This is a genomic window from Kribbella sp. NBC_00709, assembly GCF_036226565.1.
Lineage (GTDB): Bacteria > Actinomycetota > Actinomycetes > Propionibacteriales > Kribbellaceae > Kribbella.
Genome location: NZ_CP108996.1, coordinates 8897353 through 8913447, shown reverse-complemented (window position 1 = coordinate 8913447; position 16095 = coordinate 8897353). Strand labels below are relative to the sequence as shown.

The following is a 16095-nucleotide window of genomic DNA, read 5'->3' as shown; positions in this document are numbered from 1 at the left end:
AGCCAGTCTTTCGCCCGCACCGGCGCCCGGCACCTCTTTCGCGCCGGCACCTCTCGCCGGCGGCACCTCGTGCCGGATACCTCTCACCCAGGTGCCTCTACTTCTTCCCGCGGCTTTGCTCGAGGAACTGTTTGCGTTCTGGCGTGTAGGACCACCACGGCCGGCCCGGATTGCCGTTGGCCTGGTCGGTGGCGGACATGATCGTGTCGAGGAGGCACGGGTCGTGGCGTACGGCGTCCCGTTCACAGATCGTTTCGTAGATCTCGAAGGGATCGCGGCCGGCCAGCTCGTCGACCTGGGTGATCCCAGCGCGACACAGGTACCCGGCTACGGCCGCCCCGACATTCATGAGGCTGGTCAGATCCGTCGATTGCTTCGTTCGCATACTTCGACCATGCCCCGGCAACATGCTCCCGGTCTTGAACGGATCGGACGTCCTGGCATTTAGGATCGGCGGATGGCTGTGATGGTGTTGATCGTTGGTCTGCCCGGCGCCGGCAAGACATCGATGGCTCGGCGGCTCGAGGAGGAGCGCAAAGCGGTTCGATTGACGCCGGACGAGTGGATGGAGGCGCTCTTCCAGACCAGTGAGGTAGATGGACGCCGCTGGGTGTTGGAGTCCGAGATGCTGTGGGGCGTCGCGGCGAGGGTGCTGGAGCTTGGAGTCGACGTGATCCTTGACTACGGCTGCTGGTCCGAGGAAGAGCGGGACCTGTTCCGGACCCGGGCACAACAATTGGGCGCGAGCGCGGAGATCGTCGTACTGGATCTGCCGTTCGAGGTTTTGTGGGAGCGGCTCGCGAAGCGTAATGCGGACTTGCCGGCTGCGACGTTCCGGATCAGTCGAGAAGAACTCGCGGAATGGAGCGCCAAGTTCGAGGTGCCGACGGCAGCTGAGGTTCAGCGCTGGGACAGCCACCTGGTCGTGACCAGCTAGCTGTTACTCGGGTGCGATCCCGACCAGGGCGGCTGCCGCGCAGATGTGGACCGGTGTCAGGTCGATGGGGGAGACCGGCGCCTGGAGGAGCGTGCCGCGTTCGTACGGCGTGAGCGTGATGTCGATACCGGGTGCGCCTGCCACCAGGCCGCGGACGTACGTCAGCCAGCCCATCATCGGGATGCCGCGACGGAACACGCCGGCCGCAGCGGCGAGCTCGGTGTCGGCGATGCTGGCCCAGTCGGGCTCCCAGAGCGTGACGACCGCACGCAGCACCTGCGCGAAGCGCTCCGACTGCTCCAGCGCGTCCTCGTCGCTCCAGTGCAGAGTGAGCTGATCCGAGACCGTCGTCATCGTCCCGCCCATGGACAGGTCGAACAGCCAGGGCAGCTCGCCGGTGCTCTGCAGGTGCAGGCGCGTCGTACTCGTGCCGTTCGCCAGCACCTTCGTGGTGGCCTCGACCATCTCCTGCAGCGGAGTCGAGCCGTCTGCCTCGAGGACGTGGTACCCCCAGCGCTCGTCCTGGGTCCAGTTGTGGACGTCGGGGAACGCGACAGCGACCGCGGTCAGCGTACGGCCGACGCGGAGCGCGCGATGCTCGACGGACTCGTCACGGTGCGACCATTGGGCGCGAAGCAGCCAGGAAGCCATTCACGCCCTCCGATCATGAGGCGGCCGGATCTGCGGAGGTGACACTGCGGTACCGGATGCAGGCGACGGTACGCCGTGATCCGACCGGTTGACCAGAGGTCCGCCTACTCGGTGTGAGCGGGGCGCAGCGATCTCTGGAAGCGTCACCTGACCAGTCTGCTGTACTCACCGGTCAGGGGTCAGCACCGGGGTCCGATTTTGGTAATCACCCAGCGAAATCTGGACAACTGTCAAAGATTTCAGCTCTTCGAGGTCGCCGCCAGCAGGCCGCTCAACGCGCTCGCCTGTGTACGCCAGTCCCGCACGCCGCCGCCGGCCCATCGTTGACCGAGCCGGTTGAGTGAGTCGCGGTCGTTCTGCCAGATCGAGTCGGCCTGCAGCTGCCCGTACGTCCGGTACGACGCATCGCCGGTGGAGTCGCTCAAGTCCATCAGGTACCGCATGAACACGCCCTTGAACTGCTTCTGGTTGTCGTCGCAGTTCCCGGCCGCATCGCACGACTCGCTGAGGATGCCGCCCGGGCTGAGCATCGAGGACGACATCGCCGCATCGCCCAACCGCCGCGCCTCGGCGAGCAGTGAACTATCTCCAGTCGCCCGCCAGAGCTCGAGTGCGCCGCCGATGGCCAGTCCTTGGTTGTACGTCCACACCGTCTGGCCGTTGTTGGCGCAGGATCCGGTCAGGCCGTCGTTCACCAGGCCGGCCGAGTTGATCATTCCGCTGGCCTTGAACCAGTTCCATCCCGTCGTGGCCCGCTGCAACCAGACGGTGTCGCCGGCCAGCCGGTTGTGCAGCGCCGCGGTCAGCCGGATGTAGAGCCCGTTCGTCACCGCGTTCTTGTACGTGCGCTCGCGGTCCCACCACACGCCGCCGCCACACGTCCCCGTGTCCCAGTAACCCTGCACGTAGTTCGCGATGGCGACCGCCATCTCCAGGTACCGCTGGTCACCGGTCAGGTCGTACGCCTCGACCCAGGCGATACCCCACCACTCGGTGTCGTCGATCGCCCGGCTGACGAAGTTCCCCTCCAGCGCGTCACCGCTCTTCACGCCGGCCGGGAACACGCCCTTGTTCTTCTCGAACACCTCGTTCACGATCCACTGCAGATCGGTACGACGGGTGCGCTGCTGGTAATCCATCAGCGTCGTCACCGCCACCGCCGAGTTCCACCAGCTCGAGAGCCACCACGCTGTGTAGGGCTGGTACGAGTACATCAGCGCGTCGGCGGCCGCGCCGGTCCGATCAGTTGCCGGCCGCGCCCACGCCGTACAGGCGCCGTTCTGGCCTTCGACGGCTCGGCCGCAAGCGCGGACCGCGCCGCCGTACAGCTTCGAGAGCGGGTCGCTTGTCGCGTACAGGCTGGTGCTCGCTGAGGTTGCGCCGGAGCCGGCGCTGGTCCGGCCGAGTGATGAGGCGTCGGGCCAGGACGAGCCTTCGTTCCAGGAGCGGTCGAGCCAGATCTCGTCGCCTGCGGTGCCGTTGGCGATCGTTCCCCAAGCCATGCCGCGGTTGTCGACATGGAGAGAGATCGTGCGGTTGGACAACGTGGTCGACGGCACCGGTTGGTTGTCACCGACCGGTCCGTCGCTGCCGTCGCAGGCTGCCGCGCAGACGGATGTATGGACCCAGGCGGTGCAGTCGACGCCGGCCGCGTCGCCGCACGCGCGGATCAGGCCGCGCCGGTGACTCGCCGGATCGGCCAGGTTGTACATCAGCGTGCGGGTGCCGGTCCATCCGGACGGGATCCGCGCCTTGCCGAGCAGGCCGTCCCAGGTCGCGCCGCCGTCCCAGCTGCGATCCAGCCAGACCGCGTCGTTCGTCGTGCCGCCGTCGATGCTGCCCCACGCCATCGCGTCCTTGTCGGACACATGCAGTACGACGTGACGCCCGTTGATCACCTTCTCCGGTACGGGGAACGTCTCCTCTTGCGCCTTCGACGGATCGAGGGTGTCGCAGGCGATCGAGCAGACCTGGTCCGCCTGCACCTGCGCTTCAGCTGTGAGAGCGCCCGCGGACAGCGCGAGTCCGAGGACCGCAGCCAGTAGGAGTCGCATGTCAGCCTCCAAGTCCGGGCTGGTCGGCCCACGTCGTGTCGGCGTCGTACGAAGCGCCGCCGTCCCACGGGTTCGCCCCGCTGGTAGTGGCGATGTAGACCAGCTCGCTGGCGTGCCGGACGTAGTACGTCGGGTAGTTGATCGACTGCAGCGACACGTTGCCCGCTCCGCCGGCACGTGGTGGCTGCGCGCAGAACGTGGCGTCCTTGCGGAAGGTGTCTGTGCCGTCGTCGGACGCCTTCTGCAGACGGTAGTTGCTGTGCCGGAGGTACTGACCGGGGAAGTTGACCGACTCGAGCGAGTAGCAACTGCCCTCGGCGAGACCCGGTCGGATGACGAAGCTCGCGTCCTGGCGATCCGTCAGCGATGAGCTGGCGTCGATCACGTCGGTGCGCGCCAGCCCGTCACGATGACGCAGTACCCGGTCTGTGTAGCCGGCCGTGGTCACTCGGAACGTTCGTGCCTGGCCAACGGCGAGATCCGCGCCGCTGCGCCACCACGCGGGGACGAGGTTCCACGTCGCGTCGTCGCGGTACGAGCCGCCGCTGTCGGCGTCCAGCCACACCTCGGAGTTGCGATGGCGCAGGTAGTACCCCGGGCGTGCGGCTGACTCCAGCGACGTACCGCCGCCGCTGAGCCCGGGATGGGTGCAGAAGGTGGCATCGGCTGCGAACGTGCCGCCCGAGTCGGCCTCCTTGTAGACACGGAGATCTCGCTGGCGTAGGTACTGACCGGGGAAGTTGCGGGACTCGAAGGAGTAGCAGCTGCTGTCGGAAAGACCGGGCCGTACCCAGAATGTCACGTCCTGCTTGAGGGTTTGGTTGCTGCTGGCATCGACAACCTCGGTGTTGGCCACTCCGTCGATGTGCCGCAGGTACCGGTTCGTGTACGTCGGGGTTGTGACTCGGAACGAGACGAGCTTCCCGGTCGGGAGCGCGGTACCGTTCGCGGCCGCGAGCACCTGCTGGTTCACCGCCCGCACTCGGGCGAAGTCCATCTTCTGCACCTGGCGGTCGTAGGTGTAGAAGCCGTTGATCTCGTCCTCAATGTCGGTCGGCTCGGTGTAGACCGAACCGGACAGCCCGGAGCCGTTGATCAGGTCGGGCAGCTGACTGGTGATCTGCACGTACCGCGTCGTCAACGCATCACTCGTCGGCAGCATCTCGTACGCGAAGCTGTTGCCGCTCGGCCACTCATGCCCCGCGACGTGCAGGCCGAGCCCGCCGTACTCGCCGAGCTGCAGCACCCGCGTGGGCGACGGCGCCCGCGCGATACCGGGACCGACGTACATGTGGTCGTCGATGATGTCGCCGTTGCCAGGGTCCGGATCGGAGTCGCAGCAGTTCGAACCGGAGTTGTGATTGACCAGGCGACTGGGGTCGAGGCTCTTCACCAGGTCGGCGATCCGGCCGGCCTGGAACTCGCCCCAGCCCTCGTTGAACGGGATCCATTGCACGATCGACGTGATCTGCTTGTGGTTGTCGACCAGGCGGCGCAGTTCGGACTCGTACCGCTCCTCGCCGGTGGCGGAAGCGTTGCGTCCGGCAACCAACGACGGCATGTCCTGCCAGACCATCAACCCGAGCCTGTCCGCCCAGTAGAACCAGCGGGCCGGCTCGACCTTGATGTGTTTGCGGACCATGGTGAAACCGAGCGCCTTCTGCTGCTCGAGGTCGAACCGCAGCGCGTCGTCGGTCGGAGCCGTGTAGAGGCCGTCCGGCCAGAATCCCTGGTCGAGCGTGCCGAGCGCGTAGACGAACTTGCCGTTCAAGGTCGGGCGCAGGAACCCGCCGAGCATCGCCTTGCCGACCGACCGCATCCCGAAGTACCCGCCGACCGAGTCGTCGCCCAGCCAGACGCGAACGTCGTAGAGGAACGGGTCGTCGGGTGACCAGAGGTGTGCGTTGGGCACGGGCACGCGGAACTGGGTGCCGCTGACTCCCGTCGCCTCGCCGACGACCTGACCACCGGACAGCACCTGGGCACGAACGGCCTGACCGGGCGAGGATGCCTGCACGGTGAGGTCCAGTCCGCCGGCGGCGACGTTCGGAATCGTGTCCAGCCGGGTGATCCAGGTCGGCTGCGTCGGCTCCAGCCAGACGGTTTGCCAGATGCCGGACGAGGGCGTGTACCAGATGCCGCCGCGGTTGATGCGCTGCTTGCCGAGCGGGATGTCCTCGGTGTCGACCGGCGCCCAGACGCCGACCACGATCTCGTTGCTTCCGGCTCGCAACGCCGAGGTGATGTCGTACGAGAACGCGTCGTACCCGCCCTCGTGGGTTCCGAGCAGGGTGCCGTTCACCCAGACCTTCGACTGCCACATGACCGCGCCGAAGTTGAGCTGCACGTGCCGTCCCGACCAGCCGGCGGGGACGGTGAAGGTCCGCTTGTAGTACATCCGGTTCTCGTGGCGCTGGATGCCGGACAGTGCGGACTCGATCGGGTAGGGGACCAGCACCTCTTCAGGCAGAGAGCCGGTCGGCGGGTCGTTCAGGTCGCTGGTCGGCGCGAACTGCCAGACGCCGTTCAGGTTCTGCCACTCGGTCCGGGTCAGCTGCGGCCGCGGGTACTCCGGCAGCGGGTCGGTCACCGACACCTGGTTGGACCACGGCGTGGCCAATGGCGGCGGCTTCGGGGTGAACCCGCTCGCCGCGAGCGGTGTCAGGAGTACGGCGAACAGGCCGAGGACTGTGGTCAGCAGCAGGAACCGTCGCGACAGCATGGGGGATCTCCCTGGGGCGGTAGGAAGAGAGCGCTCTCACCTGGTGAGTATGCGGACCCACAGAGCCAGGTCAAGACCTCGCGTGACAGTTTCTGTCGGAAATTGTCGGACTACGTGAGCGTCGGCGAGGCCAGCTCGAGCGTCGGCGTGGAGCCGCGGTACGACGTCATCCACTCGCGGAGCAGCTCGACCCGGGCCTCGTTGTCCTCGTTGCCCTTCACGACCGGCGACTGGTTGTACGCCATGGTGTCCGAGCTACGCCGGAGCTTGACGTACAACCGGGACGAGGCGAGTGCGTACCGCTCCATGTCGTCCTGCAGCGCACCGATGACGGTGATGTTCCGGTCCCGACCGATCTGCTCGAACAGGGCGACGGCCTCGCGGCGGTGCTGCGAACCCAGGTTGCGGCCGAGCTCGTCGAGGATCAGCAGCAGTGGACGGTCCGAACCGCCGGCGAGCGCCGCGGCGCAAACCAGCTTGACCGCCTTCTCGTCCATCTGGGCGGTGTTGCCCTTCACGTTGAACGCGGAGAACGGACCGCCTTCGGACCGGCGCCACTTCGGCGTGACCGTCCAGCGCCACGGCTTGTCGGGCTCGGCCGGCGGGTCGGGCTCGGGGAACTCGAGCTTGGCGCCGTACCCGCCGTACTGCTGGTCGAGGCGGTCGAACTCCTGTGACACCAGGCGGAGTCGCGCTTTGATGCCGTCGGCAAGGGACGTGCGGTGGGCCCGGGCTGTGCTCTCCGCCTCGCCGAGGCCTTCGCGGGCTCGCTCGAGAGCGGCGTTCCGCTCGGCGCGCTGGCTGGCGATCTGCTGTTGCTGCAGGCTGTCGAACGTCTCGTGCTGGGCGAGGTAGCTGCTGAGCGTCCGGTGCAGCGCCGGCACCAGGCCGACGCGGTCGCCCAGAGTGCCGCTCGTCCAGCCGTCCGGACCGTTGAGGATCTCCCAGAGCTCGGTCGGGATCTCTTCGCGCGAGCGGGCGTTCGGGAAGCAGCGGCGGATGACGTCGTCCAGCTGCGTGCAGGCCTGATGGTTCCAGTCGGCGGTCGTACGGCGTTGTGCGTCGTCCGGCAGGCCGACGATGAACTCCTCCGCCTCGGCCGGCGTCCCGCCCCAGGCAGTGGTCCGCGTGGTGAGGTCGAGCGCGGTCTGCTCCTCGAGCAGCGCGAGCCGGCGACCGGTGAGGTCGTCGAGGATGCGGTCGTGGTCGCGGCGGGTGGATTCGAGGTTCTTCAGGCGCTCGTCGCGCACCAGTTGCTGACCGGCCGCGGCCTCCGCGGATTCTTTTGCTGCCTGGAGTTGTGGCGCGAGCGAGTCCCGATCGGTCTCGTGCCGGTCGATGGTCTCGCGGAGCTGCAGGATCTGCTCCTGGACAGCGTCCGCGTCGGCCAGCGCCTGGGCGGCCGCGGTACGGCGTTCTGCCTGCTCGACCCGGGATCGCGCCTGCTCCAGCGCGGCGGATGCGACCGCGCGGGCCGCCTTGGCTGCGTCCACTCGACGCCCCGCCGCCTGGATCCGGGCGGTCCGGCCGGTGATCGGCTCGTCGAACTGCCCGACCGCGACGACGCCGGCGGTCTCGTCGATGTTCTCCTTGGTCGCACGGTCGCCCAGCGCGGCGAAGAATCCGTCCAGCGTGAACCGCTTGTCCGCCGACTTCGGCCCCCGGCGTGACTTCGGTGCGCCGGGGCGATTCGCCAGCACCAGCAGGAATCCGGGGTACCCGGCGTCGGCCAGCGCGGTCGTCGCGACGGTCGCGTCACCGGCGTCGATGACCACGGCCTCGCGGTACGGCGCGAGCCGCGGCTCCCACTCGGCCCGGTCCGACTCCGGCAGTTCGGTGATGTCGGTCAGGGCGCCGCACTCGATACCCGCGGTCTCCAGCACCTGCTGCTGGGTCGCGGACACGGTCTGACCGCTCTCGGCCTCATGAAGATCGGCCTCTGTGTGCTCGACCGCCACCCGCGCGGCGTGGTCGCGGCCGATGTGCTCCTCCAGCACCTCGCGGGCCTCGGCCTGCTCCTCGGCGGCCGCGGCCAGGTCGCGGCCGTCGGCCGAACGACCCGAGTCGAGCAGCCGCCGATGCTCCTGGCCGAGCCGTTCCAACTGCTCCCGGACCGAACGCTGGGCCAGATCGAGCTCGCGGTCGCGGGCGTCGAGCTTGTCCCGCTCCTGACGCGTCAGCTGGACATCCCGGAGCATGCCCTCTTCGTTGCCAAAGGCATCTATCTCCGTGTCGACAGATTCCTTCCGGGCTTCCTGCTCGGCAACGCGTTCGTCGAGGACGCCGAGCTCCTGGAGGATCTCGCGGTTGCGGGCGTCGCCGTCGATCAGGTGCCGGGCGTTGCGGGCCTGCCAAGACTCTTTGGCCGCTGCGAGTGCTTCCCGCGCTGCGGCACGCTGCAGGATGCCGGCCTCGACGGTCGCCATCTCCTGCTCCCACCGCTGCAAGTCGGCCGTCGCCTGCTTGGTCGCCTCGCGCTGGGTGTGCTCGGCGGATCGGTGCGCCTGCTCCTGCTCGAGCTCGTGGTCGAGACCGGTGAGGGTCGCGATCGCGTTGAAGATCCGGGCCGGGCCGAGCTCGTTGAGCGGCTCGACGAGCAGGTTGGCGGTCGGGCTGGAGCGCACCGACGTCGACAGGAACGAGACGCAGCGGACCTGTCCGCCGTACAGGACCTGGGACAGCTTGTTGGCGTGGAAGTCGGTGCGGCCGTTCGAGTGCGGAAGGGCGGCCCACAGGGCGTCGGCGCCGACGGCGCGCTCGGCCTCCGTCGCGCCGTACGGGATGTGCAGGCCTTGCTTCCAGCGGAGATCGATGTACGACGCCTTGCGGTTGATCCGGATCCAGACGGTGACCGCGGATGCCTCGATCTCGTCGAGGTCGGTCAGGTCGGGATCGGAGAAGACGCCGACGATGTAGCCGCGGTCGACGTTCGACCAGTTGCCTTCCTGACCGGCTGCCTCCGCGGTGAACAGCAACTCGGCCGCGCCCGGAGCGCCGCTGGTGAGACGCCACTGGTCGTCGGCGTGCAGCAGGCTGAGCGCGGCGATCCAGGACGACTTGCCGGCGCCGTTGGAGTCGGTCGGGCCCTGGCCGGCGACCGTGATCAGGCCGCGCCCGATCATCGGGATCGGGTGCGTCGACAGGCGCGACAGGTCGACGACCTGGACCCCGAGCAGCACCTTGGACCCAAGGATGTCGAACGGCCCGTCCTCGGTTGCGGCGCTCATGACTCATCTCCTACTGCTACGGGAACGCCGTGACGGGCGCGGATGGCTTCGGCGATCGGACTGGCCGGTGCGGCGGCGAGGATCAGCTGGTCTTGCAATCGCCGGCGTGCTGCCGGTGTCAGCCGCTGGAGCTGTGGACCCGGGATGTACGACGGTCCGCCCGAGTGATCGCCGGACAGCTGGATCAGTCCGGCGGCGCGTAACCGTTGCAGGGCCAGGCGCCGCTCCTCGCCGCTGATCCGCGTCGTCCGCAGCTCGTCGACCGTGGTGGGTCGCGCGGACTTCCAGCTGTCGCCGGTCAGGATGCCTTCGCTGCGGGGGATCGCGACGGAATGGACCAGCACCAGCACGAGCACCGCGCGATCGATGACCGACAACGGCTGCCAGCCTTGCACGGTCAGGCTGGCTGCGATGTCGTCGTCGTACCCAGCCGTCCAGTGCGTGCCGTCGACGTGAACGAGCGTGCGGCCGATGAGCTTGAGCATCCGCTGCACCTGGCGGCGAAGCGTCACGTCGCGGAGGCCGGCCAACTGCACTTCAGCGACCGGGTGTGCGGCGTACTGCACCGCGCTGAACGCGGCGAGCACCTCGTCCCGTGCGCGGTCGCTGAGGTCCTGGAGCAACGAGTCGAACAATGCGTGCTGCTCAGTCATCCGACACCTCCGCGTGCAGCTCATCCGACGGGAGCGCATCGTCCGCGGTCAGCGCGGCGGGAGGTTTGGTGGACAGAACGGCAGGCGGCGGCTCCGGAAGGTGGCGGCAGAGGTCGCGGAGCGTGGAGAGGTCGCTCGCGGTCCACGTGATGACGCGCGGACCGAGCCGAACCTCAGTGGCCTTCTCCTCCCAACGGATCCAGTGGGTGGCGTGCAGGCGGCGGAGGCTGCCGATGATCAGGGTCAGGTCGCTCGACTGCTCAGGGCGGCCGCGCATCCCGGCATACACGGATCGGATCTGGGCAAGGGTGCCGGTCGCACTCGGCCAGGCCGGCGCGCTGCGGTCCGTCCAGCAGCAGGCGACGCAGATCGCGAGCACGCGGGCAGTCTCGTTCGGCTGCTCGACGACGACCGGGGGAGCGCCGAGCTCCTCGAGGACGCTGTGACCCGCGCCCGACGGGAGTGTCGGCACAAGCCACACGGTCGATGCATCCGGTGACGACGCGCGAGTGAGCCCGGCGACGGCCGGCGTCTCCGGGTCGACCTCGAGCGGGCCGGCGGACTGCACCTTCGCCCACCACATCGCGTTGTACACCCGCCGCTCGACGGCCTCCGTACTCATCGGGTCACCCGGCGGAAGGTACCTTCGGTGGCCCACGGCGTCCCCGCGGTCGGGTCGATTCGCATCCCGTCGGACCAGACCAGCTCGTAGTCGAGCTCGTCGTGCAGGTGCGCTGCGGTCAGCTCGGCCAGCACACGTCGCGCCGTGATCCAGTCGCCGGCCTCGTCGATGACCTCCACGATGTCCACGGCGTCCTGACCGGCCAGCACTCGCTCGGCTTCGGCGCGCAGGTCCTCGCGATCCGTCGCGGCGGCCGACTCGGGCGCGTCCGCATCCGCGGTCGGGCGCGGTGGCGCCATCCGGGCGCTGCCGCTCCGGCGTCCTGTCTCGACCGCCTCGACCATCGTCTGCGGCGAGAAATCCGGCGCAGCGGCGTCGAAGAGGAGACCGTCGAGCACGGCGGCGAGCGCGTCCGGTTCACTGCTCCGGGCGAACGTCAGCCAGGTCTCGATCGGGAGCAGTCCGAGCGCTCGCGTCGTACCGGCTCGCTCCACCAGGCGGCCGGCGGCGAGCTGGACGGCGTCGGCGTACGCAGCCAGCGCCATACGGAGCGAAGTGCAGTCGCGGTGGAGCTCGGGCCAGCGGTCCAGGACGATCCGGTGGACCTTCTCGGCCTGCTCGATCAAGCGCTCGTTACCCCAGGCGAGCTGGGCGTTCTCGCGGAGTTGGGCCGTGGTGCTGGTCGACACCAGGATCGCCAGCTCGTTGCCGAGGAGGCGGAAGACCTTGGTCATCCGTCCGATCGACGCCTTGCCCTCGTCGGCGGTCGTCTGCGGGTCGCTGACGCTGTGTGCCTCGAGCGTGAGGAGCTGGTGCAGCTCGGCCTGACCGCCCTGGACCGACATCCGGCGCAGGAACATCAGCATCACGTAGGGCGCGAAGGCGGCGCGGTGGCGCAACTCGTTCGGACGGTCGACGAGTTTGGTGATCGCGCCGTACTGCCGGAGGACCTCGAAGCGGCGGACGATCAGGTCGTGCGGATACGCCCGGCAGGCGAGGGTGGCCTGCTCGACCGTGAGGCCGTCGCTGCCGGCCTCGGCGAAGGCGTCCAGGATGGCCTGGTCGACGTCCAGCAGGTCGGGGTCGACGATCATCGCACCGGCCTCGCGGGCGAGCACGGCGAACACCTGACGGTAGACGCGCAGCACGGCCGCTTCGGCCTCGGCGTCGAGCAGTGTCGCGTCCATCCGCACTCCCTCCCGTGTGATAGCAGCTGGGCTACCAGAGAAAGGACTCTAACCACCAGCACCGACAGACCAAAACTCACCCGCCACCTGCCTGTGGATAACCGCCGGCGGGAAAACCGGATGACGCCCGGAGCGGGGCTGCCTACCATCCGAGATGTGAAGAGAATCCTTGGCCGACGCGGTCGATAGGCCGCGTCAGTACCACGGCGCCCCTTAGGCGTCGCCCCGCCGGTGCGGGCCCTGTCGCAGGGCCCCCGGCGCGCTTGCTGATTCTCTCCATCCGGAGCTTGCACATGACTGTGCACAACGCGCGTTCCATCGGCGCGCAACATCCCCGTGTCCGTGACCTGCTGACCCTGCGGAAGGACGGTTCACCCGGCCGGATCATGGTCGAAGGCAGTTGGGAACACGACCGCCTACTCACCACCACGGCCACCATCCAGGCCTTCTTCTGGTGCCCCGAGGTCGCCACCGCGGAGGTCCACCGGATCGCCGAACGCGCCACCGAGGTGTACCGCATCTCGGAGAAGCTGCTCGCCCGCCTCTCCCGCAAGACCCGGTCCGACGGCCTGATCTCGATCGCGCGGCTGCCGGAGTGGCGGCCGCACGCGTTCCGCTTCACCAACGAGTCGCTGGTGCTGGTCGCGGACGGCGTCGAGTACGCCGGCAACCTCGGCACCCTGATCCGGACGGCGGACGCCGCCAACGCCGACTGCCTCGTCCTGACCAGCAGGCGAGCCCGGCCGACGCATCCGACCGTGTACTCCGCGAGCCGGGGCACTGTCCTGTCGACACCGATTCTGGAGTTCGACGACATCGCCTCGGCGGCGGCGTGGTTGCGAAGCCACCGCTTCCGCGTCCACCTCGCGGACCCGGCGGCAACGGGCACCTACCGCGTTCCGCAGTACGACGGGCCGACGGCGTTCGTGGTCGGTTCGGAGGGCTCGGGGCTGTCGCGGGAGTGGCACGACGAGGGGTTCGACGCGGTGTCGATCCCGATGCTCGGGCAGGCGGATTCGCTCAACGTCGCGCTGTCGGCCGGCATCCTGCTGTTCGAAGCGCGGGCTCGGAAGGCGGGCTGGTGATCCCGCCAGGCAGAATGGCACAGCAAACCCGAGACCGAGGAGTGTGCTGTGCCGTTCGAGCCTGGCGAGGTCGTCGCCCCGTCCGATCCGCGCATCGTCCTGGAAGGACAGTGGGGACAGCAGCCCGGCGTGGCGATCACGGTGAACTCCGGTTCGCGGATCTCGTTCTCGTACGCGGGTGAGCGGCTGCAGCTGCTGTTCGACACCGACGGGCTCACTGTCGCGCCGCACCTGTGGATCACTGTCGACGACGGTGATCCACAGCTGCACGTGATCGAGGGACCGGTCATCGAGCTGTCCGCGCCGGACGGCCGGCACCAGGTCGAGGTCGTGGTCAAGGACGTGAACGAGCACGCGAACCGGTGGAACCCGCCGTTCGGGTGCGCGGTCGTGTTCGCCGGTCTGGTGCTCGACGTGAACACGCGGCTCCGGCTGAGCGGCCGGCCCGACGGTCCACGGCTTGAGTTCTACGGCGACTCGATCACGCAGGGCGTGCGCTCGTTGAGCGTGCACCCGGAGTCCGAGGGCGCCGACGGTACGACGTCGTACGCCTATCTGACCGCGCGGGCGTTCGGCGCGACGTCGTACCAGGTCGGGTTCGGGAGCCAGGGGATCAGCAAGCCGGGGAACGGCGAGGTGCCGGCCGGGGTGGACTCGTTCGGCTGGAACTTCGCCGGCTCGCCGGCCGAGCGGGTGACGCCGCCCGACGTGGTCGTGATCAACCTCGGGGTGAACGATCCGACGCTCGAGGTCGAGGAATACGCAGGCTATGTACGACGGGTGCGGGCGGCGTATCCGTCGACGACGATCGTCTCGCTCACGCCCTTCAACGGGAAGCACGCGGACACGATCCAGGCCGCGGTGAAGTCCCTCGACGACCCGAACCTGGTCTGCATCGACTCGACCGGCTGGATCACCGAGGACGACTGCACCGACCTCGTCCACCCGACGGTTGCCGGCCACGCGAAGATCGCGGCAAACCTTGTCGATGCGTTGGCGGAACAGACCTCGCTCCGCCGGGCCGTTTGAAGTGGCACGAGTGGTCACGGCCGAGGATCTCCAAGCGGCGGTCGATTGCGTGATCGGTGCGTTGCGGCCGGCGGTGGACGCCGACTGGGCCGTCCCGGCGGGGTCGATCGAGTGGAGTTGCCGGGCAACGGCTGAGCACATCGGGCAGGCACACCTGCATTGGGCCTCGCAGCTCGCTGTGCGGGCGCGGACGAAGTACGTCCGGTGGTCGGCCGAGGCTCAGGAGCTGGCGCCGCCGGCCGGGGTGCTCGACTTCGTCGAGGCCGCGGGGCGGATCCTTGCGCTTGTGGTCCAGGCGAGTCCGGCCGGGACACGTGCCTTCCATCCGTGGGGGATCGGCGATCCGGAGGGCTTCGCGGCGATGGGGTGTGTGGAGGCGCTGGTGCACGGACAGGACCTGGCAAGCGGCCTGGGCCGCGACTTCGAACCGCCGTCCGAGCTGTGCGAGCGTGTGCTGGCCCGGCTCTTCGCTCACGAGCCGCGCGGTGCGGACGACCCCTGGCTCGCGTTGCGCTGGCTGACTGGGCGGACGTCGATCCCGGGCAGGCCGTCCCCGGAGTCGTGGAAGTGGCGCCCGGCACCGCTGGACGAGACATGGAACCCTGCGCCGGTCGCCGACCCGATGCCGTTCACACCGTTGAGCCGCTAGGGCACGCTGGGCAGATGGCGGACAAATTCACGACCGTGGACGAGTACATCTCGTCCTTCCCGTCCGACGTAGCCGAGATCCTGCAGGGGGTACGCCGCACCATCCGGGCCGTCGTACCCGAGGCGGGCGAGAAGATCAGCTACCAGATCCCCACCATCACCCTCGACGACAAACCGCTCCTCTACTTCAGCGGCTGGAAATCACACATCGCCCTCTACCCGCTCCCACTCTCGACGACGCCCTCACGACCGCCATCGAGCCTTACCGCTCCGGCAAAGGCACCCTGAAGTTCCCCCTCAACAAACCCATCCCGTACGCCCTCATCACCCACCTGACCCAAGCCTTCCTCGCGGCCCGCTGATTCACGCGTACGCCGGTGCGATTGCTTGGGCGAGGGCGACGACGGTGGCCGGGTGCAGGGTGGTGCCAGGTGTCGCCGTCAGTTCGACGTAGGCCTCTTTGGCGGTGCGGAACACCATCTCACCGTCTGTCTGCTGCCAGCCTTCGGCGCCGACGTTCACTCGATGCGAGTAGGACCCGGCTTTCATGTAGCCGAAGTCGAGCGCTGGATCCGAGCCCAGGCCACCGGATCTGACCACAACCGAGTGTGTCGCCGAACCCCACTGGCACGCCAGGTAGCCGTCTGACAGGGCGTCGCGCCGTAGTACCGCCTTCCCGCCGAGCAATCGCTCGGCTGCTGCAGTGCCGCGGGCGCACTCCGGCCGCGCGATGACTGCCCGCGCGGTGGGAAGGCCGCCGGGAAGTGTGAGGATCGTTTGCGCGATAGATCGAAGTTCGTCCAACGTGCCTGAGCCGTCGTTCTCCATGCGCAGCTTGACCGGACGATTGCCGGCGCGGAAGACGAGCCACGGAGCGGCGGCCGCCGGGTCGACAGCCCATGAGCCTGGTCCGGCGCCGCCGTCGATCACCTTGGCCGCGTAGTTCAACTCCGCGACCCACTCGGCCTCGCTCTTGCGGGAGTCGGCAAACTGCGCGTCGGTGACCGGGATGGCGGACAGCGACACCTGGACCCGATGGAGCTCCTGTGTCGTGTCGGCCAACGAGCAACTGTCGGCGAGCGGCGCGTAGAGGCGGGGTTCTGCTCCCGCGGCCTTCCAGTTGCCGGTGAGCTGCGTGGCTAGCCGCTCGCACAGGTTGCCGGTCGAAGCCGCTGTCGGCTTCGGCGCCGGCGCGGCCGCCGGTGTGGTGTGGCTGTCGCAAGCGACCAAGCCGAGCAGGACGACTGCTACAGCGGCCGTGATTCGACGCATGGTGCTGC

14 protein-coding genes are annotated in these 16095 nt (G+C 68.6%); 5 read left to right on the top strand and 9 right to left on the bottom strand.

Annotation, left to right across the window (positions count from 1 at the left end; all coding sequences use genetic code 11):
* Positions 1 to 97: 97 nt before the first annotated feature.
* On the bottom strand, positions 98 to 385 hold the full coding sequence (locus OHA18_RS43270; protein ID WP_329001276.1) for a helix-hairpin-helix domain-containing protein: 288 nt from the start codon (positions 383 to 385) through the stop codon (positions 98 to 100).
* 72 nt (positions 386 to 457) lie between these two features.
* On the opposite strand from OHA18_RS43270, the gene OHA18_RS43265 reads away from it, so the two are divergent.
* Complete coding sequence (locus OHA18_RS43265) at positions 458 to 937, top strand: AAA family ATPase (RefSeq protein WP_329001275.1); 480 nt, start codon at positions 458 to 460, stop codon at positions 935 to 937.
* A 3-nt stretch (positions 938 to 940) separates the two neighbouring features.
* Here OHA18_RS43265 and OHA18_RS43260 read toward each other — a convergent pair whose 3' ends face one another.
* The 7 genes from OHA18_RS43260 to OHA18_RS43230 all read right to left on the bottom strand — a co-directional run bounded on the left by OHA18_RS43260 (position 941) and on the right by OHA18_RS43230 (position 12053).
* Complete coding sequence (locus OHA18_RS43260; protein ID WP_329001274.1) at positions 941 to 1588, bottom strand: hypothetical protein; 648 nt, start codon at positions 1586 to 1588, stop codon at positions 941 to 943.
* Between the two features lie 239 nt (positions 1589 to 1827).
* On the bottom strand, positions 1828 to 3642 hold the full coding sequence (locus OHA18_RS43255; RefSeq protein ID WP_329001272.1) for a glycoside hydrolase family 76 protein: 1815 nt from the start codon (positions 3640 to 3642) through the stop codon (positions 1828 to 1830).
* Between the two features lies 1 nt (position 3643).
* Complete coding sequence (locus OHA18_RS43250; RefSeq protein WP_329001270.1) at positions 3644 to 6364, bottom strand: AbfB domain-containing protein; 2721 nt, start codon at positions 6362 to 6364, stop codon at positions 3644 to 3646.
* A 110-nt stretch (positions 6365 to 6474) separates the two neighbouring features.
* The gene (locus OHA18_RS43245; protein WP_329001269.1) at positions 6475 to 9591 is read right to left on the bottom strand and encodes a chromosome segregation ATPase; all 3117 of its coding nucleotides are present in this window, start codon (positions 9589 to 9591) and stop codon (positions 6475 to 6477) included.
* Entirely contained in the window at positions 9588 to 10244 is a 657-nt protein-coding gene (locus tag OHA18_RS43240; RefSeq protein ID WP_329001268.1) for a hypothetical protein, read from the bottom strand. Before OHA18_RS43240 ends, OHA18_RS43245 begins: the two co-directional genes overlap by 4 nt.
* The gene (locus OHA18_RS43235) at positions 10237 to 10866 is read right to left on the bottom strand and encodes a hypothetical protein (protein ID WP_329001267.1); all 630 of its coding nucleotides are present in this window, start codon (positions 10864 to 10866) and stop codon (positions 10237 to 10239) included. The genes OHA18_RS43240 and OHA18_RS43235 overlap by 8 nt, the downstream gene beginning before the upstream one ends.
* Positions 10863 to 12053: a hypothetical protein gene (locus tag OHA18_RS43230; protein WP_329001266.1), complete on the bottom strand. Its 1191-nt coding sequence runs from the start codon at positions 12051 to 12053 to the stop codon at positions 10863 to 10865. The genes OHA18_RS43235 and OHA18_RS43230 overlap by 4 nt, the downstream gene beginning before the upstream one ends.
* A gap of 293 nt (positions 12054 to 12346) precedes the next feature.
* On the opposite strand from OHA18_RS43230, the gene OHA18_RS43225 reads away from it, so the two are divergent.
* Genes OHA18_RS43225 through OHA18_RS43210 form a run of 4 tightly spaced genes read left to right on the top strand, consistent with a single transcriptional unit; the run spans position 12347 to position 15103 of the window.
* Complete coding sequence (locus OHA18_RS43225; RefSeq protein WP_329001265.1) at positions 12347 to 13138, top strand: TrmH family RNA methyltransferase; 792 nt, start codon at positions 12347 to 12349, stop codon at positions 13136 to 13138.
* A 48-nt stretch (positions 13139 to 13186) separates the two neighbouring features.
* A complete protein-coding gene (locus tag OHA18_RS43220; protein ID WP_329001264.1) occupies positions 13187 to 14167 on the top strand; it encodes a GDSL-type esterase/lipase family protein in 981 nt (326 codons plus the stop codon).
* Positions 14168 to 14177: 10 nt separating this feature from the next.
* A complete protein-coding gene (locus OHA18_RS43215) occupies positions 14178 to 14816 on the top strand; it encodes a maleylpyruvate isomerase N-terminal domain-containing protein (RefSeq protein WP_329001263.1) in 639 nt (212 codons plus the stop codon).
* A gap of 14 nt (positions 14817 to 14830) precedes the next feature.
* On the top strand, positions 14831 to 15103 hold the full coding sequence (locus tag OHA18_RS43210; RefSeq protein ID WP_329001262.1) for an iron chaperone: 273 nt from the start codon (positions 14831 to 14833) through the stop codon (positions 15101 to 15103).
* A gap of 75 nt (positions 15104 to 15178) precedes the next feature.
* Here the strand turns inward: OHA18_RS43210 and OHA18_RS43205 are convergent, their stop codons facing one another.
* On the bottom strand, positions 15179 to 16087 hold the full coding sequence (locus tag OHA18_RS43205) for a hypothetical protein (RefSeq protein WP_329001260.1): 909 nt from the start codon (positions 16085 to 16087) through the stop codon (positions 15179 to 15181).
* Positions 16088 to 16095: the final 8 nt, after the last annotated feature.